Source organism: Capnocytophaga canis (assembly GCF_000827555.1).
Lineage (GTDB): Bacteria > Bacteroidota > Bacteroidia > Flavobacteriales > Flavobacteriaceae > Capnocytophaga > Capnocytophaga canis.
The window spans coordinates 23,260-48,946 of the sequence record NZ_CDOI01000101.1 but is presented as its reverse complement, the minus strand read 5'-3'; the positions used below and the strand labels follow the sequence as shown (position 1 = coordinate 48,946).

General features: G+C 36.7%; 20 protein-coding genes. 13 read left to right on the top strand and 7 right to left on the bottom strand.

All coding sequences use genetic code 11. From position 1 onward, the window contains the following. The first annotated feature begins 3 nt into the window (after positions 1 to 3). Entirely contained in the window at positions 4 to 2,355 is a 2,352-nt protein-coding gene (locus CCAND38_RS03015; protein ID WP_042343809.1) for a GumC family protein, read from the top strand. A gap of 148 nt (positions 2,356 to 2,503) precedes the next feature. Here CCAND38_RS03015 and CCAND38_RS03010 read toward each other — a convergent pair whose 3' ends face one another. The 5 genes from CCAND38_RS03010 to CCAND38_RS02990 form a co-directional block, all read right to left on the bottom strand. Further along, complete coding sequence (locus CCAND38_RS03010; RefSeq protein WP_042009598.1) at positions 2,504 to 3,100, bottom strand: NAD(P)H-dependent oxidoreductase; 597 nt, start codon at positions 3,098 to 3,100, stop codon at positions 2,504 to 2,506. A gap of 51 nt (positions 3,101 to 3,151) precedes the next feature. Continuing rightward, positions 3,152 to 4,456, bottom strand: a complete 1,305-nt coding sequence (locus CCAND38_RS03005) for a Na+/H+ antiporter NhaC family protein (protein WP_042009601.1) — start codon at positions 4,454 to 4,456, stop codon at positions 3,152 to 3,154. Positions 4,457 to 4,722: 266 nt separating this feature from the next. Continuing rightward, the gene (locus CCAND38_RS03000) at positions 4,723 to 5,478 is read right to left on the bottom strand and encodes a TIGR03915 family putative DNA repair protein (protein ID WP_042343808.1); all 756 of its coding nucleotides are present in this window, start codon (positions 5,476 to 5,478) and stop codon (positions 4,723 to 4,725) included. Continuing rightward, on the bottom strand, positions 5,478 to 6,737 hold the full coding sequence (locus tag CCAND38_RS02995) for a putative DNA modification/repair radical SAM protein (RefSeq protein ID WP_042343807.1): 1,260 nt from the start codon (positions 6,735 to 6,737) through the stop codon (positions 5,478 to 5,480). The genes CCAND38_RS03000 and CCAND38_RS02995 overlap by 1 nt, the downstream gene beginning before the upstream one ends. Before the next feature lie 451 nt (positions 6,738 to 7,188). Further along, positions 7,189 to 7,659, bottom strand: coding sequence for a hypothetical protein (locus CCAND38_RS02990; RefSeq protein WP_197066319.1), 471 nt, complete (start codon positions 7,657 to 7,659; stop codon positions 7,189 to 7,191). A 133-nt stretch (positions 7,660 to 7,792) separates the two neighbouring features. Here CCAND38_RS02990 and CCAND38_RS02985 point away from each other — a divergent pair, with 133 nt between their 5' ends. The 12 genes from CCAND38_RS02985 (at position 7,793) to CCAND38_RS02930 (ending at position 23,255) form a co-directional block, all read left to right on the top strand. Then, complete coding sequence (locus CCAND38_RS02985) at positions 7,793 to 8,107, top strand: type II toxin-antitoxin system RelE/ParE family toxin (RefSeq protein ID WP_042343804.1); 315 nt, start codon at positions 7,793 to 7,795, stop codon at positions 8,105 to 8,107. Between the two features lie 12 nt (positions 8,108 to 8,119). Beyond that, a complete protein-coding gene (locus CCAND38_RS02980; protein ID WP_042343803.1) occupies positions 8,120 to 9,232 on the top strand; it encodes a HigA family addiction module antitoxin in 1,113 nt (370 codons plus the stop codon). Positions 9,233 to 9,843: 611 nt separating this feature from the next. Beyond that, positions 9,844 to 11,085, top strand: coding sequence for an ornithine--oxo-acid transaminase (rocD, locus tag CCAND38_RS02975; protein ID WP_042343833.1), 1,242 nt, complete (start codon positions 9,844 to 9,846; stop codon positions 11,083 to 11,085). A gap of 64 nt (positions 11,086 to 11,149) precedes the next feature. After that, positions 11,150 to 11,605 carry a hypothetical protein gene (locus tag CCAND38_RS02970; RefSeq protein WP_042343802.1) on the top strand — a complete coding sequence of 152 codons (456 nt, stop codon included), beginning with the start codon at positions 11,150 to 11,152 and terminating at the stop codon, positions 11,603 to 11,605. A 24-nt stretch (positions 11,606 to 11,629) separates the two neighbouring features. Continuing rightward, positions 11,630 to 12,196 carry an aminoacyl-tRNA hydrolase gene (pth, locus tag CCAND38_RS02965; protein ID WP_042343801.1) on the top strand — a complete coding sequence of 189 codons (567 nt, stop codon included), beginning with the start codon at positions 11,630 to 11,632 and terminating at the stop codon, positions 12,194 to 12,196. Between the two features lie 23 nt (positions 12,197 to 12,219). Further along, the gene (locus CCAND38_RS02960; protein ID WP_042343800.1) at positions 12,220 to 13,713 is read left to right on the top strand and encodes a YfcC family protein; all 1,494 of its coding nucleotides are present in this window, start codon (positions 12,220 to 12,222) and stop codon (positions 13,711 to 13,713) included. Positions 13,714 to 13,996: 283 nt separating this feature from the next. Further along, a complete protein-coding gene (locus CCAND38_RS02955; protein WP_042343799.1) occupies positions 13,997 to 16,990 on the top strand; it encodes a tetratricopeptide repeat protein in 2,994 nt (997 codons plus the stop codon). Between the two features lie 79 nt (positions 16,991 to 17,069). After that, positions 17,070 to 18,803, top strand: a complete 1,734-nt coding sequence (locus CCAND38_RS02950) for a TonB-dependent receptor (RefSeq protein ID WP_042343798.1) — start codon at positions 17,070 to 17,072, stop codon at positions 18,801 to 18,803. 55 nt (positions 18,804 to 18,858) lie between these two features. Next, positions 18,859 to 19,785, top strand: a complete 927-nt coding sequence (locus tag CCAND38_RS02945; RefSeq protein WP_042006344.1) for a PfkB family carbohydrate kinase — start codon at positions 18,859 to 18,861, stop codon at positions 19,783 to 19,785. Positions 19,786 to 19,897: 112 nt separating this feature from the next. Further along, complete coding sequence (locus CCAND38_RS02940) at positions 19,898 to 21,793, top strand: amidophosphoribosyltransferase (protein ID WP_042343797.1); 1,896 nt, start codon at positions 19,898 to 19,900, stop codon at positions 21,791 to 21,793. A gap of 11 nt (positions 21,794 to 21,804) precedes the next feature. After that, positions 21,805 to 22,320, top strand: coding sequence for a P-loop nucleotide/nucleoside kinase family protein (locus tag CCAND38_RS02935; protein WP_041990812.1), 516 nt, complete (start codon positions 21,805 to 21,807; stop codon positions 22,318 to 22,320). 125 nt (positions 22,321 to 22,445) lie between these two features. After that, positions 22,446 to 23,255: a formylglycine-generating enzyme family protein gene (locus tag CCAND38_RS02930; protein ID WP_042343796.1), complete on the top strand. Its 810-nt coding sequence runs from the start codon at positions 22,446 to 22,448 to the stop codon at positions 23,253 to 23,255. Between the two features lie 222 nt (positions 23,256 to 23,477). Here the strand turns inward: CCAND38_RS02930 and purD are convergent, their stop codons facing one another. Beyond that, positions 23,478 to 24,749 (bottom strand): phosphoribosylamine--glycine ligase, encoded by a 1,272-nt coding sequence (gene purD, locus CCAND38_RS02925; protein WP_042343795.1) that lies wholly within the window; start codon positions 24,747 to 24,749, stop codon positions 23,478 to 23,480. Between the two features lie 43 nt (positions 24,750 to 24,792). Then, on the bottom strand, positions 24,793 to 25,683 hold the full coding sequence (locus CCAND38_RS02920; protein WP_082024940.1) for a carboxypeptidase-like regulatory domain-containing protein: 891 nt from the start codon (positions 25,681 to 25,683) through the stop codon (positions 24,793 to 24,795). Between the last annotated feature and the right edge of the window lie 4 nt (positions 25,684 to 25,687).

Sequence of the window (25,687 nt, the reverse complement as noted above, 5' to 3'; positions counted from 1 at the left end):
GTTATGGAAAATCAGTTATCCTTTAATGAAAAAGACGAGAAGATAGATTTTTCAAAAATAATTCAGCCCTACCTTTCTCGTTGGCTGTGGTTTGCTATTAGTGTGGTCGTAGCTTTCATTTTTGCTTATGCCTACTTGCGATACGCTCCCTCTATTTACAGAGCAACAACTACTGTAATGCTTAAAGACGACAAAAAAGGAGGAGTAGTGAATGAACTTTCTGCTTTGTCGGATTTGGACATACTCAAAGATATTAAGGATAATATTGAAAATCAGATAGAAGTACTGAAATCACGGACTTTATCTGAAAAGGTCGTACAGAAACTAAATCTTCATATATCTTACATTTCTGAGGGAAAAGTAAAGACATTTGATGTTTATAACAATACACCTGCTTTTATATCCATCGAAACTTTGGTTCGGTCATCCGTCAAATTGAAGGTCGTTGGCGAAGAAAATGAATTTACACTATTTGAAGATGAACAACCGTTAGGAACGTTTCGCTATGGAGAGATAATCCAAAATCACATTGGGCTGTTTTCTATACATAAATCAGCAGAAAATACAAAATTTCCATACTCAATAGGGATTGATATTGAAGATCCTATTAGAGTGGCCTCAAGCTACAGAAGTAGTTTAAATATTAAATTAGTTGGGAAAAACACATCTGTGTTAGAATTGTCCGTGAGCCATCAAAATAAAAAGAAAGCGGAGGATTATCTGAATACTCTCGTCGAAATATACAATACAGAAACCATTACTGACCAGCGATTTATATCACAGAATACTTCTGATTTTCTTACAAAGCGTTTGGAAGTCCTCACCAAAGAGTTACATGAGGTTGAAAAACATGCCGAAATATTCAAAAAAGAAAACAGAGTTACTAATATTCAGACAGATGCTCAGTTCAATTTAGAAAATGCAAACTTATTTGACAGAAAATACGTAGAAGCAACCACTCAAATTGAACTTATAGAAAACACCATAAAAGGGTTTATTGATGTGAAAAGCACGGGAAAAACCTTTCCTCTTTTGGATGTTTTTACATCAAATCAAGTGCTATCTGCAGCTATTGAGGAACATAACAAAAAGACGATTCATCGAAATCAAATAGCTCTCAATGCAGGAGAAGGAAACATTATGCTTAAGCAAATAGAAGAAGAAATCGAAGCTCTTAAAATAACCATTAAAGAGAATCTATTGCTTATGAAATCGAATTTGTTGATTCAGAAAAATGAGATCAGCAAAAAGCAAGCTTCTTTGAGTGGACGTGTACGCACCATTCCTACTTTAGAAAAAGAATTGCGAGAAATAACTCGGCAACAAAGCGTAAAAGAATCCTTATTTCTGTATCTATTAGAAAAACGAGAGGAAGCAGAGATTTCTATGGCGGCTTTAGCTCCCAAAGCTAAAGTTATAGATAGAGCTTTAGGAGGGGCTACCCCCATCTCGCCCCGCCCGATGATCATACTCTTGGGAGCAATTGTTCTAGGTTGTATAATTCCGTTTTTGGTTATCTACATAATGGAATTATTTAACATAAAAGTGCGAAGTAAATCAGATGTCGAAGAGCGATTGTCAGTACCTTTTGTTGGGCAAATTCCACATACGGATGATACTCAGCAAATAGTAACATTGGATACTCTTTCTCCTTTGGCAGAGGGGTTCCAAATGGTTTGTACTAATATGGATTTTGTTTTGAACGACACCCCTCAAGGACAAAGCAAAACGATTCTTGTTACCTCCTCATTTCCAGAAGAAGGTAAAACATTCGTATCAGTCAATTTGGCGGCTACATTTGCTGTTTCTGGAAAAAAAACACTACTTATAGGAATGGATATCCGAAATCCAAAAATAGGGGAGCAATTAAATTTACGCTCGGTTGGTCTTACTAACTATTTGGCTTCGGATATCGATCTGTCGTCGGTGATAGTGAAAATCCCTAATTTCAGGGAGTTTTATGTGTTGCCAACCAAAGTAGTTCCTCCAAATCCAGCAGAATTGCTAACCAGTTCAAAAATAACAAAAATGTTTGAACAACTTAAGCAAGAATTTGATTACATTATCGTTGATACAGCTCCTGTTAATGTGGTTGCCGACACTCTATTGATAGCTAAATATGCGGACGCTTGTGTTTATGTAATTCGTGAGAATTTTTCTGATAAGCGAATGCTTGAGTCCGTTCAAAGATTGTACGATGACAAGAGGCTACCTAATATGGCAGTGGTTCTCAACGATGTTTCTTTAGGAAATATGACACCCTATTATGGTTATAACTATGGTTATGGTTACGGGGCTAAGAATCAAAAGAATAAATCACTATTCAAGAAAATTTTACATAAATTCAGGTGGTAGTCCGATAGCGTAGGACAACACTCCTCAGTCAAGGTGTATTGTTTTGCTAGATTAATCACCATCCATCACAGGAATACACCTCTGAAAATCAAGAGAGAGGTGCTATTCCGACTTGATACAAGCGTAGATTTATACAACTGAAATATTTCTATCTCTCTTTTACAACCTGTTCTAAGGGTAACCGTAATTTTGGATTTCGGTCTGGCTGGTTTGCGTCATCTTCATGGCGATAACCGATAGCGACCGCAAATAAAGTTTGATAACCTTCTTCTTGTAAGATTTCATCGTATTTCTCATTTTGGATGCCCTCCATAGCCGTAGAATCAATGTTCATTGATGCACAAGCACTTAAAAAGAATCCTAATGAAATGTATACTTGTTTGTTTAGCCATATATGAACTTGTTCATCGCCTTTGGGTTTTAGTACTTGGTGATAGTAGTTCACCGCACCTTCTGGGAGAAAATCAGTGATTTGTTTTTCAAATTTACGAAGGTCTTTAAAACCTAAAAAAACTACTAAATGACTAGCTTCGTTGATTTTACTCTTGTTAAAATGAGAAACATCAGCTAAGGCTCGTTTTGTCTTTTCGTCTGAAACAATGATAAAGCGCCAAGGCTGTGAATTGATTGATGAAGGACTTAAACGCAAAATCTCTTTCAGTTCGCAAATAAGATTTTGGTCAATTTTCTTGTTATTATATGCTTTTGTTGTATATCGGTTTTGTGCTAATTCTATAAATTTCATAAGATTGTTTTTACATATGCGCACAAAATTACGATATTCAATACTAAAAAACTATTTTTCGAGCAAAGTTTTTTTACTTCGAAAAATAATGTATCCCAAAGTTAGCAATAGCAACAAGTGTAAATAAACAGCATATAGTACCAATTCGGGATAATTTATAGTGTTTTTACTCAAATAGATAAGTCCTAAAACCTGGGCTCCGTAGGGGATGATTCCTTGCACGTAGCATGAAAAAATGTCCAAAACTGAAGCTCCATTGCGAGGTGCGATATTGAATTTTGTGCTGATTTTTCGACTGATTTTCGATACAATTAGGATTGAAACTGTATTGTTTGCTACGCACAAATTCGCAGAACTCACCAAAGCTCCTATTCCTAAAAGTGCTGTTTTATAGGATTTTATGTATTTTTGAATACCATTCATAAGAAAACGAATACCTCCGAAATATTCAACTAAAGTTGCTAATCCTCCAGTGAAGAAAAACAGTAAAAATACTTCAGACATACTCATAAAACCTTCATAGACATTAGTTGTAAAACCAAGAAAATCAAACTTTCCGTAGATGATGCCCAGAGTTCCAGCAAAAATAATTCCTGTAAATAACGAGGCGAATACGTTTACTCCCAACAAAGAAAGTACAACTACGGCAATATACGGTAAAATAAGTACCACATCAAAGTCAGCAGTAGCTTTACTTACAGCTGGTTGCACGTCCGAATTTCCTATGAAAATTAGAATAATCATTGTCAATATAGCGGCTGGTATAGCTATCTTACTATTTGCTTTCATCTTGTCGCTCATTTCGGCTCCCATCGTTTGTGTAGAAGTAATGGTAGTATCTGAAATCAAGGATAGGTTATCACCAAACATGGCTCCCGAAAGCAAACAGGCTCCCACCAATGATATGTTGGACTGTGATTGCGTAGCCAAATCAATAACTATAGTACCCAAAGTCATAATGGTTCCTACGGATGTCCCTGTGGCAAAGGACAAAAAGGATGATACGAGGAATACACCCAACGGCAGATACGCAGGAGAGATGTAGTACGTTCCTAAATTTACAATCGAATCGACACTTCCCGAGGCTTTCGTTACGAATGAAAACCCTCCAGCAAGTAAACTTATAACACACATTGCTAATACATTACTGTTTCCTGCTCCTGTAAAAAAAATCTGTATTTTTTCTTTTAAAGTCGATTTGTAAATCAATAGAGCCACTACCACACCTGCCAAAGCAATCAGTGGAGAAGGAATAGAGTAAAAATTATTGAAGTAAATACCACTCCATAGGAATATACCTACGAAAATTAAAAGAGGTAAAATTGAAATAATGGAAGGTTGCTTATCAGTTGACATTGCGATCTTTTATAGATTAAGGCTGCAAAAGTATGCATAAAAAAACAATTAGTAAAATATATTTTTACAAAAAATCATTTTTTCATTAAAATATACTTCTAATAAAAGTATTTATAAAATAACAATGCAATCAACTAAGTAGCCCTTATATTTACAGAAATGCTCAAAAATATAAAATCTTAAGTCTTGCTTTGTTGACTTATAAAATTTCGAGGATGCCCAAAAAAGTCATTCTTTCAAAGTTCATAAAAGGTATAAACTACTCTCTATTTCTCCACCAAATATTTCCAATAGCGTTTAGGAACATATTGTCGGTGGAGTTTTGGGTTGTATCGCTCCTTGATATTCACACTTTGAAAGTAGTTTTTCCAAAGCGTTTCGTAGGGGCGCTCCTCCTCGTGGAAAAAAGCCTCAGGATTTTTAAGTTTTTGCTTGGTAGCAGCATCAGGAACTACGGGAAGTACTTCTTCTAAGTCATAATAAATACCATAACCGCGTTTGAGGTCGTAAATCATCCACTTTTGGTCGGCATATCGGTCTTTAAAATGCTTGATGATTAAAGGTAGAACATCAAAATCGGGAGCTATTTGAGCGAAAAAGCTCTCATCTTGCAGTTTTTGGAAACGCACGAAGGCTTTCATTCTGTGGGATTCCCTTTGAACCGACTTTACCAAACGAGCAATGCGCATCATTTGAGCATCGGCATAATTTTCGAAAATATTTTCCTTGGTATTTACTAAATAGCGTACGGCATACAGAATCAAAGACTCTCGCTGAGGGTCTTCCGATAGAAATACTTTCAGAAGTTGGTTTACTGCGGATTTATCGGCATATTTTTCAATGCCTTTCACTACGCGTTCTGCTTTTTCGAAATGGGTTACCACCTCTTGTTCTTCCGAAAAAAGTGCACCAAGGGTATGAGTGCTACATACAATCTCAACATCCGCATAGTGGTATTCAAAAACTTCGAAAACAGCCGTAAGCAATCCCTCGAAACTGCCATCATAGACCAAACGTATCATCAGAATAAACTCAATTGCTGGGAAAAATGATTTTTATATTTAGATTTCATACTACTGATAACCAATTGCCTAAGTTCAAGTTGGTCTAAATATTTTAGAAACGGATTCTTTTCTGCCAAATCAATGAAGAATTTAGCTCGATTTACGGCAACCCCCATTTTTTTCAGATGTTCCATTGTAATGGTCTGAAATCTTCTGGAATTTACGATTTTGTAAGCCGAAGTTCGCCCAATACCTGGAACACGCAAAATCATTTCATAGGCTGCTGTTTGTAAATTCACGGGAAAAAGTTGGGGATTTCTAAGTGCCCAAGCTAGTTTTGGGTCTATCTCTAAATCCAAAAAAGGATTTTGAGGCGTTAAAATTTCGCGTGCTTCAAATCCGTAGAAGCGCATCAGCCAATCTGCCTGATAAAGCCGATTTTCCCGAATCGTGGGAACAGGCGTGGTAAGTGCGGGTAGTCTGCTATCGGCCGTAACAGGAACATAGCCCGAGTAATATACCCTTTTGAGTTGAAATTGCTTGTAAAAATGGTCGGCACTGAGGATAATTTGTACGTCGTTTTCGCCCGCTGCACCGATGATAAACTGTGTACTTTGTCCGGCAGGAGCGTATTTGGGAGTTGATTTTATGATTTTTCGTTCCGATTGAGCTTGTACGATGCTGTTTTTTATATGGTTCATTGGTTGAATCATCTGCTCGTGGCTTTTGTCAGGAGCCAATAGCTTTAAGCCCGAAACAGTAGGTATTTCCATATTGATGCTGAGTCGGTCAGCCCACAAACCGGCTTCTTGCAAAAGCTCTGGCGAGGCATTTGGAATGGTTTTCAGGTGAATATACCCATTGAAACGATGCTCGGTTCTTAATTTTTTGGCGATAAGAATCAGGCGTTCCATCGTGTAGTCGGCATTTTTGAAAATTCCCGAGCTGAGGAATAGCCCTTCGATGTAGTTACGACGGTAAAAGTTGATGGTCAAATCCACCACTTCATCTACAGTAAAAGCAGCTCGTTTAATGTCGTTGCTTTTTCGGGATATGCAGTAGATACAATCGTAAATACAGTGGTTGGTGAGTAATATTTTGAGCAGAGACACACAGCGTCCGTCTTCGGTGTAGGTGTGGCATATGCCCGAGGGTGCCGAATTTCCTAAGCCTTTATGAGTATTTTTTCGGTTGCCTCCGCTGGAAGAGCAAGAAACATCGTACTTGGCAGCATCGGCAAGTATGGTTAGTTTTTCGTTAATGCGGTCGTAGTTCATCGTGTAAGGTTTTGAGGTTTTGATGAAAAAGAGAATATCGTCCTTTGCTGAAAACTTCTCTTTTTTCTCTTTTTTTAAAAAAGAAAGTTCACTTTTTATTGCTGATTTTTAATTGAATAAAAAGGATTTCAGCATTAAGAGCCCCTCGCAAATATAGAATAAACAAACTATTTATACAACAAAGCAAAGGGAGGGTTCTTCTAAAAAAGACGTTAGCCTTTGTGAGTTTCTAATTGTAAAACAAGTGTAGGAACACTTCAAATCATTATTGAATTTACTGTAATCATCACTGATGCTTCGGTTCCACTTAGTAAAACAAACGGTATGCCAATCTGAGCGAAATAGCAGAATTTCAACTTAGTAGTTTTACATTTAAAAAGCTGCGACTTTTCTTTTGTCACGAATTTGCGTTGGTTTTTTATGGGATACTGTTGTTACTAAACCCAATCCGTTAGTTTTTTTTCTGATTTTTGATGTCGGAATAAATTTGGATTGTCTGTAAAGTTTCGAAACTTTTCAGTTTGTTTGACAGAAATTCTGCGTGTGGACTATCAGAATTGTTAGGAGCAAGTTTCCGTTTTATGCTGTCTTTCCACGTAAAATATAAGGGCTTTTGGTTTCCTTTGAAAAGTACTCCGAGAGAATCTGCAATGAAGTTATAATCATTTATACCAAAGCGATAATTTAAAGATTTTGAAAATAAATCATCTCCCGAATACATATATTTTTGATTGGAAAGGCTCAAATGAAATAACGTAGGGAAAATATCTTTGTGCGAAGCCATAACGTTTGCATCAAAGAACAGGGGTTTATAATCTTCTGGAACGTAGAAAAGTATCGGAACACTTCGCTGGAGAAAAGCATTCTCACTATCGTATTCAAAAACTTGTCGGATATTATGGTCGCCAGCTTCGGCATACATCATTGCAGGACTTATATTGCTTGTAGTGGCAGGCTTCTTAAAATTCAGACCGAAAATATTTTAAATAAAATCGAAAAAAGTTCGCTAAATCACGAACTTTTTGTATCTTTGTGCAAAAATAAATTTCACCGCAATGCAGATAGAATTTATAGATGAAGAATTAGCAAGATTTTATGAAGGAGGAAAGGTCAAAAATAAAGAATTAAAATCAAATGGTAATCTTCAAAAATTATTCATCAAAACAGTAGATAGATTAAAATCATTAGAAAAAATAGAAGATGCTTTTTTATTTAAATCATTAAATTATGAAAAGTTGCAAGGTAATTTAAGTGGAAAATCATCTGTGAGAGTAGATATAAAATACAGAATCATTTTTGAAGAAATAGAAGACGAAGAGGGCAAAGTAATTATTTTGTCCATTGAAGAATTAAGTAATCATTATCAGTAAATAAAGAGGAGAATGGCAACGATAAATATAAAAAAATTAGTACCAAAACAAGCAACATACCCCGGCGAACATCTTCTTGATGAAATACAAGCAAGGGAGATGAGTCAAAAAGATTTGGCTATGGAAATGGATTTACCAAAATCTGTTGTTAATGAAATTATTAAGGGTAAAAAAAATATAAATACAGACATCGCATTGAGATTAGAAAAAGTATTGGGAATTCCTGCTAAATTTTGGCTCAACGCACAGGCTGATTATGAAATAGACAAACGAAGAGTGGAGGAAAAACATCAAGAATTTGTGAAAAACAATGAAATATGGAGTGTAATAAAATCCTATATTCGTATGCCATTTTTCAAGCGTGAGGGGGTTATCACTGATGACTTAAAGCAAAACATCAACATTATTTTTAAAGTGTTTGCAGTTAGCGATTTAGATGGATTTGTTGGGCGATTTGCAGAGTTAGAATATCAACGATTTAGAAAGTCCGAAAAATCAAATATTGAGAGAAACAGCCTTGTTTGTTGGGTAAATTATGTGAAATATAAGGCAAGTCAATTGTATGTTTCGGACTTTAACCAATCTGAAAAGGAACAGGTTTTTAAGGCAATAAGAGAGGTTTTATATAAAAATAAAGAAAATATATTAGATGAAGTAAAAGAAGTTTTAAGTTCTTACGGAATAAAATTTCTAATAGTTCCAAAACCAAAAGATTGTGCAGTAGATGGAGTTTCTTTTTGGAGTGAAAACCCTACTATATGTTTGAGTTTGAGAAACAAAAGTATAGATTCTTTTGCTTTTACGCTCTTTCACGAGCTTTCTCATATTTATTTGCATTTGGTGAATAATAACAGAAAGGAATACATCAATTTGGAAGAAAAGCACCAAAAAGAAGAACAAGAGGCTGATGAATTAGCATCTAAACTGCTTATTCCTGATGATGTGTGGAAAAAAATAAAATCGATAAATTTTCATAATGAAAGTTCTGTGATGAGTGTTTCTAAACATTACGGAATACACCCTGCTATTTTACAAGGAAGATATTCAAAAGAAAACAATAATTATAAAATAAAAAAGATAGATAAAGACATTAGACAAGTTAGTTTTACTGAAAAAAATCAATAACAAATAAACTTGTTGTTGTTAGTTGCCAAATTTTATGCAAAACGAACATCTGACAACAAAGATTATTCCGTTGCATCCGCATTAGTGCCTCGTCTATCTACGGGGTAAAATATAGCCCCAAAAGGGGCTTTTTTTGTTGAGTAATACATTTGATTGCTTTGTACGTACGTTTAAAAAATGTACATTTCGTTTTGAATTTTAGCACATTTGGTTTTGTGGAATATAGAGGACAGTTGCTCATAATTACCATATACGTATAAAAATAGGAAACGATTAGCGAGAAAAAAATAAAAAGAAATAAGCAAAATATTTAAGTCCGCTGGATATAGTTTTTCCAAATAACGAAAGATTCATTATACAATATATGTTGGTTATTAAATGGTATCAGTACAAATCAAGAAAATAAAAGGTGAAGTTTAATAGTTTTCAGCCTTCTATCAAAAGAAATTCATCGTACGGAAATGCAAAATAAAACATAATTTTAGAAAATTAAAAATGGTTAAGGTGTTTTTGTTGACGCTACATCCAACTTATAAAGGTAATTTTTCTTTGCAAAGAGAAATCTATTTCGTATATTGCCAAACTTTTTAACGATTTATACTTTTTTAGATATGAAAACAGAAAAATTATCTTCACAACAAGCGATGGAGCTTGAAGACAAATATGGAGCCCATAATTATCATCCACTACCTGTAGTACTCAGCAAAGGCGAAGGTGTGTACGTGTGGGATTTGGAGGGGAAGAAATATTTTGACTTTCTTTCCGCATATTCAGCTGTGAATCAAGGGCATTGCCACCCTAGAATTATCGAAGCGATGACTAAACAGGCACAAACTTTAACGTTGACCTCACGCGCGTTTTACAACGATAAGTTAGGGGTATATGAGAAATATATTACCGAATATTTCGGATTTGAAAAGATGTTACCGATGAACACTGGTGCTGAGGCAGTAGAAACAGCTATCAAAATATGCCGAAAATGGGCGTACGAACGAAAAAATCTCCCTGAGAGCCAAGCGATTATCGTGGTTTGTGAGCAAAATTTCCACGGACGTACTACTACAGTCATTTCTTTTTCTTCGGACAAAAACGCACGTAAAAACTTTGGACCTTACACACCGGGATTCGTAAGCATTCCGTACAATGATTTGAGAGCTTTGGAGTCTTTTTTGGCTGAAAATCCGAATGTTGCAGGATTTTTGGTGGAGCCTATTCAAGGGGAAGCAGGTGTATACGTTCCTTCGGATGGATTTTTGAGTGGAGCCAAAGCTATTTGTGAAAAATACAATGTACTGTTTATCGCCGATGAGGTACAGACAGGAGTTGCTCGTACAGGAAAGCGTTTAGCTGTTGATCATGAAAACGTAAAGCCCAATATTTTGGTGTTAGGAAAGGCTTTGAGTGGAGGAACTTATCCAGTGAGTGCGGTTTTAGCAGATGATGAGGTAATGCACGTGATCAAGCCAGGGCAACATGGAAGTACCTTTGGCGGAAATCCTATAGCCGCAGCCGTAGCTATCGAAGCGCTACAAGTGGTAAAAGACGAAAAACTGGCCGAAAATGCACAAAAAATGGGTGAAATCTTCCGTAAGGAAATCGGTGCGTATATCGAAAACTCAAATATCGCTACAGCAGTGCGTGGAAAAGGATTACTTAACGCGGTAGTTATCAACGATACAGAAGAAAGCGACACCGCATGGAATATATGTTTACGTATGCGCGATAAAGGTCTGTTAGCAAAGCCTACTCACGGAAATATCATTCGTTTTGCTCCTCCATTGGTTATTAACCAAGAGCAATTGAAAGAGTGTATTGATATTATTATAAGCACTTTAAAAGAATTCGAACGCTAGATTCTTTGCTAAGAGATTCGGCTTTTAAAATCATTGTTAATTAGAAAAAGTTATACGAAAAAAAATGGAGAATCAATATTTGAGTGCTGACAAATTAGAGTTTACACAAAGCATTCAAGAAAATCTAAAAGAAATTGCTAAATGGGCGAAATTTTTAGCTATTCTAGGGTTCGTAGGCATAGCGATTCTTGTGCTAGTATCTATTTTCACAATTATTTTCGGAGTGATTGCTTCCAGCATGGAGGATACTCCTTTTCCTCTTGCTTTTGTTGGAGTTCTATATTTAGGTATGGCGGCGGTCTATTACTTTCCCATAAAATATCTGTATGATTTTGCTACAAATATGAAAGATTCATTGAAAACGAGCAACAGAATTGTTTTTAGTAGAGCTTTTGAAAATTTGAAGTCTCATTACAAATTTATGGGAATCTTTACCATCGTGATGCTATCGTTGTACATTCTGATTCTTATAGGAGTGTTATTAATCGTAGGATTTCTCGGAGCGATAGGAGGGTATTAATATCTTTGTTTAAGCAGTCATAAAATGAAAAAATATCTGATCGTAGGACTGGGAAATATTGGCGAGGAATACAAAAACACACGTCATAATATTGGTTTTAAAGTGGTTGATTTTTTAGCATCTCAACATACTACAACTTTTTCTACACAAAGATTAGGGGATTTGGCTGAGGTAAAGCACAAAGGAAGAACCTTTATTCTATTGAAACCATCTACCTATATGAATCTGAGCGGAAAAGCCATTCGCTATTGGTTGGAAAAGGAAAATATTCCCATAGAAAATCTGTTAGTAATTACTGATGACTTAAACCTGCCTTTTGGAACAATTCGCATCAAATCCAAAGGGAGTGATGGAGGTCATAACGGACTGAAAGACACACAAGCCCAATTGAATAGCATCAATTACGCACGACTCCGTTTTGGAATCAGTAATGATTTTGCTAAAGGAAAACAGGTGGACTACGTATTGGGGGAATGGAGCGACGAAGAAAACACGGCCTTACCCGAACGATTGGAAAAATGTGCTCAAGCGGTACTTTCTTTTGGTTTGTCCGGTATCAACATAACCATGAATACGTTTAACAATAAATAAACTCTTTTCGATAAAACAAAAAAATGAAACGATTTTTAAAATTCCCAACCCCTTATACGGTTCTGATGATAGTGATTATGTTTGCCGCATTGCTAACTTATTTGTTGCCATCGGGTTCGTATGACACTCTAACCTATGACGCTACTCAAGATGTTTTTGTGTTAAAATCGAAGGAAATAACCCAAACTCTCCCAGCTACGCAACAGACTTTGGACGAAAAATCCATAGCTATCAATATTGCCAAATTTAAGGAAGGGAAAATTAAAAAGCCTGTATCAATTCCAAATACCTACACAGAAACATCTCCTCACCCTCAAGGAGTTAAAGAGGTTTTATTCGCTCCCATAAGAGGAATTTATGAAACTATAGACATCATCTTATTTGTACTGATTCTGGGGGGATTCATTGGAGTTTTTAACAATTCAGGAACGTTAAACGAAGGGGTAGGTTATTTGTCTCATAAACTCAAAGGACGTGAAGGTATATTGATTATCATCGTGTGTACACTCATTGCTTTGGGAGGAACTTCTTTTGGACTTGCCGAAGAAACTTTGGCTTTTTATCCGATTTTGATTCCTGTCTTTTTAGCCGCAGGTTATGACCTGATGGTTCCGTTAGCGGTTATTTATTTAGGTTCCTCTATAGGAACGATGGCAGCGACCATCAATCCGTTCTCAGTCATTATAGCTTCTGACGCAGCAGGTGTGGACTGGACTACAGGAACAACCATTCGTGTCATTATGCTTATTGCCTCTTTGACTATCACCATTGCGTATGTCATACGTTATGCGGAGAGAGTAAAAAGAAACCCACAACTGTCAATTGCATACGAAACACCACTACCTGATTCACTGACTTCGCAAAAGGTAGCTCCTGTTGAAAGATTGAAATTGTCAAGCAAATGGTTACTTCTTGTTTTCGCTTTGTCGTTTTTGATAATGATTATAGGGGTAGCTCGTTGGGGATGGTGGTTTGAGGAGATGACTGCCTTGTTTTTGGTAGCATCCGTATGTATTGCCTTGTTCTTACGAATGAGTGAAGAGCAATTCATCGCTGATTTTATCGCAGGAGCAAAAGATTTGCTTGGGGTAGCTTTCATCATTGGGATTGCTCGTGGAGTGACTTTTATCCTTAATGACGGACAAATTTCGGACACTATTTTACATTATTCAACAAACTTAGTGGGAGGTATGTCGCCCATTCTTTTCTTGCCTGTATTGATGTGTGTATTCGGATTATTAACATTGTTTATTTCTTCCTCATCGGGAATGGCTGTAGTAACGATGCCCATCATGGGGTCATTAGCAACGGTAGTAGGTATCGAAGGGCAACACGTTGTAAATGCTTATCTGTTTGGAATGGGTTTGATGAGTTTCATTACCCCCACAGGGCTTATCCTACCTTCTTTAGCGATGGTGAATTTGAATTATAAACAATGGTTAAAATTCGTGTCACCTTTGTTGCTAATGCTTTTGCTACTCTCTGTAGGAATGCTTCTATTGGGGTATTATTTGTGAGTTTTTGTTCATTTTACATAGCAAAAATTCAAAACAAACAAAATCAGATAACTTGTAATTTTACGTGAAAGTTTAAACACTAAAATTGACACCTTTAGTATTGATTCAGTAGGTTTTTGAGAGAGAAATAAGAATCTATAACTATTAATAAGGATATTATTTTGCGTTAAAAAGATTCAATCGAATTATTATACTTGAGATTGAATCTAAGCTCTCAACTAAAAAACACTTTTCTTTTTTAGTTCGGTAAAAATACGTAAGTTTGTCCATTAAAACTTTTTTTATGATAAGAGCATTTTTTGTTACTATTCTTTTAAGTGTTTTTTGCCCGTTTTTGATGGCTCAAAGCACTGAAACACACACCAATTCGTTGGTAAATTTTGAAAAAGCAATGTTTTTGTACAACCGAAATTTGTACAAACCTGCTCAGCATTTGTTTCTAAAAGAAATCGCTGAAACTACTGATAGTGATTTACGGACAAAATCAAAGTTTTACGTAGCTTCAATTGCTGTCATTTTAGGAGAGCCAGGGGCAGAATCCTTAATGCGAAATTTTATTGAAGAACATCCCGAATCACCATTGGCTTCAGGAGCCTTTTTACGTATGGCCGATCTTTATTTTCAACAAGGAAACTACAAAGAAGCTCTAAAATGGTATGATCAGGTCAAAGAAAGTGGCATCAGCAAAAGTGAACGCTCCAAATATTACTTCCAAAAAGGATATGCTTTGTTTGCTACGAACAAAAAGGCAGAATCGGAAAAATATTTCAACTTTGTAAAAAATCATCCCGACTACAGCACGGATGCTAACTACTATTTAGGATATATCGCTTACGACTCCGATGATTATGAAAAAGCATCTACTTACTTCAGTCAAGTACAAGACGACCCAAGTGTGTCATATTTTCAAGCAAATATGAACTTTAAGCAAGGGCTTTTCCAAGAGGCTATAGACGAAGGTTTAAAGCAAAAATCCAAAACTAAAAACGCACAAGACTTATCGGAAATCAACAAAATCATTGGGGAAAGTTATTTCAATTTAGGAAAATACGATGAAGCTATCCCGTATTTGAAGGAATACAAAGGAAAAAGAGGAAAGTTCTCAAATACTGATTATTATTATTTAGGATATGCTTACTACAAAAATAAAGACTATGCCAATGCCATCGACCAGTTCAACAAAATCATTGACGGACGCGATGCCGTAGCACAAAATGCTTACTATCATTTAGCGGAATGCTATCTGAAAACAGGACAGAAACCACAGGCTTTGAACGCTTTTCGCAATGCATATCAGATGAACTATGAGCCACAAATTCAAAAGGATGCTCATCTGAACTACGCTCGTTTGAGTTATGATATTGGAAACCCATACGAAAGTGTGCCTGGTGTGTTGTTGGACTATTCCAAAAATTATCCAAACGACAATCAGCAAGAAATCCAAGCTTTGTTGGTGGATTCGTACATTTCTTCGCGTAGCTACCAAGCTGCGATTAATCTTTTAGAAAAATCAAATGACCCAAAAGATCAACAGATTTACAAAAAAGTAGCCTTCTACCGAGGGTTAGAACTATTTAATGAATTGCAATACGCCGAAGCATTGGTGTTTTTACAAAAAGCCGTTGGTGGCGACCCTAAACTATCGGCTCGTGCTCTGTTTTGGAGTGGTGAATCGGCTTATCAACTACATGATTTTGAAAGTTCTAAAAAATATTACACCGAATTTATCAACCATCCGAATGCAAAATCAACCTATGAATACAAAAATATTCATTACAGCTTGGCGTACAGTAATTTTAATTTAAAAAATTACGGAGGAGCTGTAGATAATTTTGAGGCATATTTGAAACAAAATCCGAAAGCAAATTCTTGGACAAACGATGCTTTATTGCGTTTAGCAGACTCCTATTTCGTACAGGGAAAATATTGGCCTGCCATGGAACGTTACAATAAATTAATTGACTTAAAATCAGCCGACGAGGATTATGCCGCCTATCAAAAAGCTATGAGCTACGGATTTGTGGACAGACCACAACGCAAAATTGAAGACTTAGAAAAGTTCGTGAAAACATATCGCAACTCAAATCTACGCCCAAACGCGTTATTCGAATTAGGAAACAGTTATGTGTCCGCAGGAAATTCCGAAAAAGGCACAAAACTCTACAAACAGGTACAAACCGAATACAAGAATAGTAATTTAGTTCCTCGTGCCATGCTTCGCGAAGGATTAGTTTACTACAACAAAAATGAAAATCAAAAAGCGTTGCAACTTTTTAAAGACATCGCAAAACAATATCCAAACTCAAACGAAGCAATTCAATCCATTGCATCTGCAAAACAAATTTATATGGACATGGGACAAGTGAACGAATACGCTTCTTGGGCAAAAAGTTTAGGCTATGTTGAAGTGTCAGATTTGGAGTTAGAAAATGCCACCTATGAAGCTGCCGAACGACAACACATTCAACAAAATGAAAAAGAAGCTATTGCAGGATTTGAAAAATACATCAAAGAATTCCCTAACGGAATGCGGATTACAAACGCTCAATTCCATTTAGCACAACTTTACAACGCTTCAAACCAAAAATCAAAAGCTGTAACTTTATACGAAAACGTAATCAACAGTGGTTCAGAAGAATATTCAGAACAGTCATTAGTGCGATTAACACAGATTTTGTTGGATGCGGGGAGCTATCTGAAAGCAAAACCTCATTTGGAGCAGTTGGAAAAAACAGCCACCATCGCACAGAATAAGGTCTATGCACAATCAAACTTAATGCGAGTTTGCTATACCGAAAAATTGTACAGCAACGCTATCCAGTATGCTCAAAAGGTATTAGCCGAAAAATCGGTCGACACACGCATTAAAAACGACGCTTACAGCGTTTTAGCACGCTCCTACATCAAAACAGAAAATGAGGCAGAGGCTCGCAAAGCATACCAAGAAGTAGCAAAAACCGCTACAGGAAGTTTGGCTGCCGAAGCTATGTACTATGATGCTTACTTCAAACATAAAGACGGCAAGTTCAAAGAATCGAACGACGTAGTACAACAGTTGGCAAAAGAATACGGAGGACATAAAGAATTCGCTTCCAAAGGGTTGGTAGTAATGGCAAAGAACTACTACGGACTGAAAGACTCCTATCAAGCCACTTATATCCTTGAGAACGTGATAAATAATTTCAAGGATTACCCCGAAGTGGTTGCAGAAGCTAAAAAAGAATTGGCTGTAGTGAAGGCAGAAGCAGCGAAGAGTAATTCTTCTGTGAAAATGTAATTGATTTGTTTGAAGACAATTCAAAGCCAAATGAACAAAAACAAAATATATTAATGGTATATTTCTAAAAAAAAGAACAATGAATAAACATATATCCTACCGTAAATCCCTATTGATAATTGCGTTATCAACTTTTGGAATAGTTACGGGGCAAACTAAACGTGACAGCTTAAGCACCAAAGTAGTAGACGTAGTTCGTTCCTACACAGCCTCAATTGCCGATGCTTACAAAAAACGTGAAGATGCTAATCTCAAAGCCGATTCGTTGTCAATAGCTAAACGACAAATCAATTATTCTATTTACTCTGTACCTGTGGCATCAACTTTCGTACCTGAAAAGGGAAAGGCAAGTGCCATGAGAACCAACATAAAAAGAGAACGTTACTTGGATTCATACATAGGAGGAGCTTTTGGAAATGCAAACACGTTATATGGTGATGCGTCCATAACCTTACCCGTAAATAACGAAAGTAATTTGGCTTTCATAGCTGAACATCTGTCTTCCAATGGTGACATAAAAGGAGTGATTCCAGATAACAACTATGCGAAAACAACAGCTCAATTGCGATACGACTTTTTGAATAGTGATTACAACTTCGGTATAGCTGCCGATTTCGGGAGAAGATCGAACAATTGGTACGGAATCCAAAAAGGATTCTACGCTTCCGAAGAACAGCTGAAAGCCCTTACCGGATTAAAGCAAACCTATATCGATTATGGTGTAAATGCTTACATAAAACTCGCAAACCCATACTTTAAAGGACTTGATTTTGAGTTTAGTGGATTGTCAGATGCGTTTGACACTAGCGAAATAAACGTGAAAACATCACCTTCTTTTGAGCTACCTATCAGCAGTGAAGAACAAAAAATACATTTTGGAGTCTTATTGGATTACTACAATAGTAAATTCAATCGGGCTACCGCTCTTACTCCAAGTGCAATTGAAAATAAATGGTTAATTTTTGGTGCTAATCCATCGTATAATTTAACCATGGATAACCTGGATTTGAAAGTCGGACTTGCTATAGCTTATTTAGGAGGAAATCAAACCAATGAAAGTCGATTCAAGGCTTACCCCGACGTAGAAATTTCGTATAAACTTTTGGAAGGGAATACTATTTTCCACGGAGGTGTTCGTGGGATGATGCAGCAAAATACCTTTGAGAAACTCTCTAAAAACAATCCTTTTTTAGCCCCAATACAGCATATTACACCTACAAATATTGGCATTGATGCTTTCGGAGGAGTCAAGGGAGAGGTGGGTACAGGATTGTACTACAAAATTAAAGCTGGTTACAAGCAATGTGAGAACTTGCCAATGTTCATCACCCACACAGAAACAGGAAACCTTGGATATCAACATAATAATGCTTTCAGTTTGGTCTATGACAAAGTCAACATGTTCAACCTAACAGCAGGTATGGAGGGTAGCATCGCAGAACGATTTTTCTTTGATTTTGAAGCTCAATACAACCGCTTCACACCCGACATCCAAACTCAGGTATGGAACTTACCAGAAACCAAAGCATCGTTGTTTACGGATGTTAAAATCATAGAAAACCTCTTTGCAGGAGTAGATGCATTTTATGTAGGGAATCGGTATGACTTAAACTACTCCACCCAAACTTTAACTGTTGATGGATATTTCGACCTCAACTTCCACGTTGATTATACAATCAACAAACAATTTATGCTTTTTGCTAAAGTAAACAATTTATTATCAAACAACTACAACCAATGGGCGTACTATCCTGTTCAAGGTATACAAGCCTATGCAGGACTACGTTATTTGTTTAGCTTAAAGAAAAAATAATACTTTCATTATAGGATAAAATATTTTATAGTTTTTTGTTCATATCTGATTTATAATGGGAAAACTTTTAATCGTTGGAACCGTAGCCTTTGATGCAATTGAAATGCCTTTCGGAAAAACAGACTGTATTATGGGAGGTGCTGCAAACTATATTGCTTTGGCAGCATCGCACTGTTGTGGAGAATCGGCGGTCGTTTCAATTGTAGGAGAAGATTATCCTTCCGAATATTTACAACTTCTTAGCGATAGAAACATCAAAACTTCAGGTATTGAAATTGTTAAAGGAGGCAAATCATTCTTTTGGAGAGGTAAATATCATCATGATATGAACAAACGTGATACACTCGAAACCCAACTGAACGTTCTTGCTGATTTTAAGCCCGTAGTTCCTGAAGAATATAAAAAAGCAGATGTGCTGATGTTAGGGAATTTGCACCCAAGGATTCAATTGGATGTGTTGGAACAGATGCAGCAGAAACCAAGTTTGGTGGTTCTTGACACAATGGACTATTGGATGATTCACACATGGGATTTACTGATGGAAGTTATCCAAAAGGTAGACCTGATTACCATCAACGACCAAGAAGCACGTCAGCTTACGGGAGAATACTCGTTGGTAAAAGCTGCACAACGGATTATGAAGATGGGAGTCAAATATGTAGTTATCAAAAAAGGAGAACACGGGGCATTATTGTTTCACCAAGACAAAGTGTTTTTTGCTCCTGCCCTACCTTTGGAAGAAGTCTTTGATCCCACAGGTGCAGGTGACACATTTGCTGGTGGAATGGTTGGCTTTTTGACTAACGCTGAAGATTATTCTTTCGAAAGCATCAAAAACGCCATCGTCTACGGTGCTGTTCTGGCCTCGTTCTGCGTGGAAAAATTTGGTACTGAACGAGTTCTCAACCTAAGCAAAAATGAATTCTCACAACGTTTACTACAGTTTAAAGAACTGACAAAATTTGAGATAGATACACCATAAAAATAACATTACAAAAGAAAGCAGATGTGTGATTTGCTTTCTTTTTTGTATTTTTGCCCGACAATTTCAAAACAAAAAACTTTCTTATTTAGAGGGATAGGAGAAAAAGACAATGAGTGACAATTTAAAACACGAATGCGGTATCGCGATGGTGCGACTGCTAAAACCTTTAGAGTACTACAAAGAAAAGTACGGAACCCTTTTTTATGCTATCAACAAAATGTACCTGTTGATGGAAAAACAACACAATCGCGGACAGGATGGAGCGGGTTTGGCGAGTGTCAAATTTGACATGCAGGCAGGTGAACGCTACATCAGTCGAGTACGGTCAAACGAATCACAACCGATTCAAGACATCTTCAAGCAAATTAACACTCGGATTAGTAATTTGCTAAAAGAATATCCAGAACTAAAAAACGATGTACAGGAACAACGTCGCATGTTGCCTTATCTGGGTGAGATTTATTTAGGACACGTTCGGTACGGAACTTTCGGGAAGAACAGCATAGAGAGTGTACATCCATTTTTAAGACAAAACAACTGGCAATCGCGCAACTTGATTGTGGCAGGAAATTTCAACATGACCAATGCCAAAGAACTCTTCCAACGTTTGGTAGAACTCGGTCAACATCCGAAAGAAAACACTGATACCGTTACGGTTATGGAGCGTATCGGACATTTTTTGGACACCGAAGTAGAAAATCTTTACCGTAAATTTAAGGACGAAGGACTTTCAAAGATAGAAGCCTCCAAACGCATTGCTGAGGAACTGGACGTGGCGAAAATCTTGCGAAAATCAGCACGGCGATGGGATGGCGGATATGCAATGGCAGGAATTCTCGGACACGGTGATGCGTTTGTGGTTCGTGACCCAGCAGGTATCCGTCCAGCATACTATTATAAAGATGAAGAGGTTGTAGTTATAGCTTCGGAACGACCTGTAATTCAGACGGCCTTCAATTTGGAATTCGACCAAATCCACGAACTTGAACCAGGCTCAGGAATTATTATCAAAAAAAATGGAGACCTCAGTATTGAGCAAATCGTAGAACCGTTGGAACGAAAAGCATGTTCGTTTGAGCGGATTTATTTCTCACGAGGAAGCGATAAGGAAATTTATCGAGAACGTAAGAAATTAGGAGCTTTATTACTGCCTGATGTTTTAAAATCAATTGATAATGACTTGAAAAACACCGTATTTGCCTACATTCCCAATACGGCAGAAACCTCTTATTTAGGATTGGTGGAAGAAGCTAACACCTACCTCAACCAACTGAAACAACAACTCATTTTAGCAGAGAAAAACATAACTCCCGAGCGATTGAATGAAATCCTTTCTGAAAAAATCCGTAAGGAAAAAGTCGCTATCAAAGATGCTAAGCTGCGCACATTCATCACTGAGGATAGTTCGCGTGATGATTTAGTGGCTCACGTCTATGACATCACCTACGGTTCGGTAGAAAAAGGAGATAATCTAGTTATTGTTGATGATAGTATCGTACGTGGAACAACTCTAAAAAAGAGTATTTTGAGTATACTTGGTCGCCTACATCCAAAGAAAATCGTGGTAGTTTCCTCCGCTCCTCAAATTCGTTATCCCGATTGTTACGGAATTGACATGGCTCGTATGGAAGAATTGATTGCTTTTGAGGCTGCGTTAGCATTACATCGCGAACGGGGAACATACAACATTGTTGATGAGACGTATAAGAAATGTATTTCCCAAGTAAATTTGAGTGACGATAAGGTAATTAATCATGTAAAAGAAATTTATGCACCATTTACCGATGAGGAAATTACTCGAAAAATCACACAGATGCTATTACCTGATAACTTTATGCCAGAGGTAGAAATACTTTTCCAAAGCGTTGAAAATCTACACCAAGCTTGTCCGCAGAACTTGGGCGATTGGTATTTCACAGGCGATTATCCTACCAACGGCGGAAATAGGGTAGTGAACCGAGCTTTTATCAACTATTACGAAGGAAAGAAAGATAGAGCGTACTAATTTGGTGAGTTATGCGTCCTATTTTATTTGTCTTTTCAGGACTTCCTGCTTCTGGAAAATCAACACTCTCCAAATGGATAGTATCAAAATTTATTGCAGTGTATCTTCGTATAGATACCATTGAGCAAGGGCTTCGTGACTTGTGTAATGTTAATGTAGAAGGAGAAGGATATCGAATGGCATATCGAATCGCCAAAGACAATTTACTATTGGGAATGAATGTAGTTGCTGATTGTTGCAACCCAATCACCTTAACTCGTGATGAATGGAAAAATATAGCTCATAACACAAATTCTTTTCTAATTAACATTGAAATTGTGTGTTCAGATAAAGAGGAACACCATAGGCGAGTTTTTAATCGAATATCTGAAATAGAAAATTTGAAATTACCCAATTGGGAAGCTATATCAGAATATCATTACGAAAATTGGACTGAAAATAGAATACAGATTGATACTTCGCATAAAACCATAGAAGAATGTGTCAGGGAACTATTTTCAAAAATAGAACTAATTTTGGAAAAATAATTAAAGGGCAAGAACTAACTTGTCCTTTCTACTTTTTTATAAAGAAGTAATTATTTTCTGTAAAAAACCGATAATAATTTATGCATCACAAAATATTTTTTATTTTTCTTGTTTCATTTGCGACAATGATAAAAGCACAAACGAAAGGAACTTACCCAGAAAAGGATAAGGTCTTAGTAGAAGGAGGTTTTTTCCTGATGGGAAGTCCAAAATCGGAAGGAGAAACCATTGAGCACCCGCAACATAAGGTGTTTTTACAAACTTTTAAGATAAGCAAATACGAAATCACTAATGCACAATATGCCGAATTCCTAAATGCAAAAGGCAATCAGATGAAAGGCGACATTCCTTACATAGAACTAAAAGAAGGTTGGAGCCAGATTGAAAAAGTAAACGGCAAGTACATCGCCAAAAAGGGATATGAACAACATCCTGTGGTATTGGTATCGTGGTACGGAGCAAATGCGTACGCTCAATGGGTTGGAGGCAAATTACCTACGGAAGAACAATGGGAATATGCAGCTCGTGGAGGAAATAAAACTCAAAAGTACACTTATGCGGGGAGTAATACGCTTGATGAAGTAGCTTGGCATCGGCAAAATACAGATTATCTTCAGCCAGTTGGTAAGAAAAAACCTAATGAACTCGGTATTTATGATATGAATGGCAATGTTTCAGAGTGGTGCGAAGATGATTTCACGTCGTATGACTATAAACTCGGGAATACAGAAGAGAAAAAAGAAAAACCTTCAGTTTTCAGTGCGTTTTTTATGGCAATAATGAGTAAGACACCAAGCAACCACTCGTATCCAGAGGATAAAGTTACACGTGGAGGGCATTACAATCAGCAAAAAATGAATATACGCATAGCCAGAAGAGATAATCGCAATGCATTGGGGCAAATCTTCGTTGGTTTTCGGGTGGTTTTTATGTAACTGAAGTATTTTTTAACATATTCTGTTTGTAAAATATGATAAATTACTGAAAATCAATCTTATCAACAATTTTAGTTCTGCTAAATCTAAATGAAAAAGGAAAGAAAAGAATAAGAGACCACCTGAAAAAGTTGGTTTTCAATGTAGTATTGCTAAAAACCAAACTCTTCGGATAGTCTCATTTCTCTTGTGTTACATTTAAAGTGATATACAATCGATTATTTACAAATCAAACCCTATATCTTTTCTGAAATACATCTTATCGAAATGAATTTTTTCGATATTCTCATACGATTTTTTTAAGGCTTCTTTAAAATCTTTTCCAAAAGATGTCACCGCCAATACGCGACCTCCTGAAGTCACTAAATCATCACCCTTACGCGCTGTTCCTGCGTGAAAAACGATACTTCCTGAAACGTTTTCTACGCCTGTAATGATCTTTCCTTTTTCATAGTCTTCGGGATATCCTCCAGAGACCATCATCACTGTAGTAGCACTTTCTGGATTGATTTGCAGGGTTAATTCATCCAATGTTTGACTTCTAAGCGACTGAAAAACAGCTACTAAATCACTTTCAATACGAGGTAGTACGACTTCTGTTTCAGGGTCGCCCATGCGTACGTTGTACTCAATCACATAAGGTTCTCCCTTAACTTTTATTAATCCTATAAACACAAATCCTTGATATTCAATGGAATCTTTTTTGAGCCCTGCGATTGTCGGTTGAACGATGCGTTCCTCAATCTTTTGCATAAAATCCGCATCCGCAAATGGCACAGGCGAAACAGCTCCCATACCTCCTGTGTTAAGTCCTTGGTCATTCTCCCCTACTCGTTTGTAATCCTTAGCTGTAGGTAAAATTTTATAATTTTTACCGTCAGTCAGTACAAAACAACTCAATTCGATACCATCCAAAAACTCTTCCACAACCACCTTTTGACTTGCACTTCCAAACTTTTCGTTCAGTAACATATTTCTCAATTCAGATTGTGCCTGAGACAAATCATTGATAATCAACACCCCTTTTCCTGCTGCCAGTCCATCAGCTTTCAAAACATATGGAGGTTGCATCGTGGATAGGAATTGGCACCCCCGTTCAACAGTTTCTTTTGTAAAACTTTCATATCTTGCCGTAGGTATGCCATGACGTTGCATAAATTGTTTGGCAAACTCCTTGCTACCTTCGAGTTTTGCTCCTTCCTTTGAAGGCCCTACTACTTGGACATGCTGTAAATCAGAATCATTTTTGAAGAAATCATACACTCCGTGTACCAAAGGATCTTCGGGGCCTACCACAAGCATAGTAATCTGATTGTCCAAAACAAATTTCTTAACCGATTGAAAATCAGTAGGAGAAACACTCACGTTGGTAGCCACTTGATGCGTTCCTCCATTGCCTGGAGCTACATACAAATTCTCACAAAGTTTACTTTGACTAATTTTCAAGGCAAAAGCATGTTCACGTCCACCCGAACCTAATATTAATATGTTCATTTCTATATGTTTTTATTATTTTTGTTTCACACATAAATTTGTATCATTCACGATTTGGCAATAAAACTTCCATTTTCACTCTCGGAACGGCGTAATATTCCTTTTTAAAAGTCGATTTTTTACTATTTTTATACCATTCCTTACCTCGAAATCGTGTTATTACGATGTTTTTATCCGTATGCGTATGGACTAAACTCGGCTTTGTCACGTACAAACTCCCTTTTGGTTGTTTTTCTGTCGGATTAATCACTTCTACTCCAACAAAAATCCCTTTTTCCGGAAAAGGTAATCCATAATTTGATAAATCTACCCTAATTTTTTGCTGTTTTACGCCAGGTTTTATCAAAAACAACTCCTTTGAAAGCGTTTCTTTTGGAAAACCTCTGTCGTCCACGTTGTAAAAATTCAATCTGAAAAAGGCTTCAAGTGGTTCATAAAGCTCGTTCGTTTCTGACTTAAAATAGAGCGTAACAGCGGTTATTTGTCCCGATTTTCGTGTTTTATTCTCAATAAAAACCGCTTTTTCATATCCGAATGGAACAGAATTCAGAAAAACACCCTTTTTATGGAACGTCCCTACATTCGTTTTTTTTGCCTTTTGCAATTGTTTTTCTACTAAAACGACTTCTTCTAAAACTTCGGTTGTGGGCAATAAGTTTATTTTTTGCGTATATTTTCTGTTTTCAACATACTTTTCTAATGAAATAATCTTACTTTCATAACCTACAAACGATATTAATACATTTTCAGACTCTTTTTTTGATATATCCAACTTAAAAAATCCATTTTCATCTGCTGAAACTCCAATATTTCTATCCAAAAAAGAAATATTTGCATACGGAAGCGGTTCTTGGGTCAGAGAATCAATAACAAAGCCTTCCAATGTTTGGCTATACATCGAAAAACTTATGATAAATAACAATATGATTCTCATTTAT

Coding starts and splice junctions, on each gene's coding strand:
- CCAND38_RS02985 (WP_042343804.1), top strand. CDS start 7,793: ATGCAGATAGAATTTATAGATGAAGAATTAGCAAGATTTTATGAAGGA.
- CCAND38_RS02955 (WP_042343799.1), top strand. CDS start 13,997: ATGATAAGAGCATTTTTTGTTACTATTCTTTTAAGTGTTTTTTGCCCG.
- CCAND38_RS02995 (WP_042343807.1), bottom strand. CDS start 6,737: ATGAACTACGACCGCATTAACGAAAAACTAACCATACTTGCCGATGCT.
- CCAND38_RS02970 (WP_042343802.1), top strand. CDS start 11,150: ATGGAGAATCAATATTTGAGTGCTGACAAATTAGAGTTTACACAAAGC.
- CCAND38_RS02940 (WP_042343797.1), top strand. CDS start 19,898: ATGAGTGACAATTTAAAACACGAATGCGGTATCGCGATGGTGCGACTG.
- CCAND38_RS02990 (WP_197066319.1), bottom strand. CDS start 7,659: ATGTATGCCGAAGCTGGCGACCATAATATCCGACAAGTTTTTGAATAC.
- CCAND38_RS02945 (WP_042006344.1), top strand. CDS start 18,859: ATGGGAAAACTTTTAATCGTTGGAACCGTAGCCTTTGATGCAATTGAA.
- purD (WP_042343795.1), bottom strand. CDS start 24,749: ATGAACATATTAATATTAGGTTCGGGTGGACGTGAACATGCTTTTGCC.
- CCAND38_RS02920 (WP_082024940.1), bottom strand. CDS start 25,683: ATGAGAATCATATTGTTATTTATCATAAGTTTTTCGATGTATAGCCAA.
- CCAND38_RS02980 (WP_042343803.1), top strand. CDS start 8,120: ATGGCAACGATAAATATAAAAAAATTAGTACCAAAACAAGCAACATAC.
- CCAND38_RS03000 (WP_042343808.1), bottom strand. CDS start 5,478: ATGATACGTTTGGTCTATGATGGCAGTTTCGAGGGATTGCTTACGGCT.
- CCAND38_RS02960 (WP_042343800.1), top strand. CDS start 12,220: ATGAAACGATTTTTAAAATTCCCAACCCCTTATACGGTTCTGATGATA.
- CCAND38_RS03010 (WP_042009598.1), bottom strand. CDS start 3,100: ATGAAATTTATAGAATTAGCACAAAACCGATATACAACAAAAGCATAT.
- pth (WP_042343801.1), top strand. CDS start 11,630: ATGAAAAAATATCTGATCGTAGGACTGGGAAATATTGGCGAGGAATAC.
- rocD (WP_042343833.1), top strand. CDS start 9,844: ATGAAAACAGAAAAATTATCTTCACAACAAGCGATGGAGCTTGAAGAC.
- CCAND38_RS03005 (WP_042009601.1), bottom strand. CDS start 4,456: ATGTCAACTGATAAGCAACCTTCCATTATTTCAATTTTACCTCTTTTA.
- CCAND38_RS02930 (WP_042343796.1), top strand. CDS start 22,446: ATGATAAAAGCACAAACGAAAGGAACTTACCCAGAAAAGGATAAGGTC.
- CCAND38_RS02950 (WP_042343798.1), top strand. CDS start 17,070: ATGAATAAACATATATCCTACCGTAAATCCCTATTGATAATTGCGTTA.
- CCAND38_RS03015 (WP_042343809.1), top strand. CDS start 4: ATGGAAAATCAGTTATCCTTTAATGAAAAAGACGAGAAGATAGATTTT.
- CCAND38_RS02935 (WP_041990812.1), top strand. CDS start 21,805: ATGCGTCCTATTTTATTTGTCTTTTCAGGACTTCCTGCTTCTGGAAAA.